General features: G+C 56.6%; 2 tRNA genes. Both read right to left on the reverse strand.

Features of this window, described 5'->3' with window-relative positions:
• Positions 1-2: 2 nt before the first annotated feature.
• Positions 3-75 (reverse strand) — tRNA-Val (locus OGX91_RS00140).
• Positions 76-121: 46 nt separating this feature from the next.
• Positions 122-197 (reverse strand) — tRNA-Val (locus OGX91_RS00145).
• Positions 198-219 lie beyond the last annotated feature (22 nt).

Consider the following 219-nt stretch of genomic DNA (forward strand, 5'->3'; position numbering starts at 1 on the left):
GGTGGGTGATGACGGGATCGAACCGCCGACCCCCTCCTTGTAAGGGAGGTGCTCTCCCAGCTGAGCTAATCACCCACTTCTCAATTTCTTACTCTACACGGCGGAGACTACATAAAGTAGTTGGTGGGTGATGACGGGTTCGAACCGCCGACCCCCTCCTTGTAAGGGAGGTGCTCTCCCAGCTGAGCTAATCACCCCCGCTGTGTGGAGTCGCATTAT

It is taken from the genome of Citrobacter sp. Cpa228, assembly GCF_030333085.1.
Classification (GTDB): domain Bacteria; phylum Pseudomonadota; class Gammaproteobacteria; order Enterobacterales; family Enterobacteriaceae; genus Citrobacter; species Citrobacter pasteurii.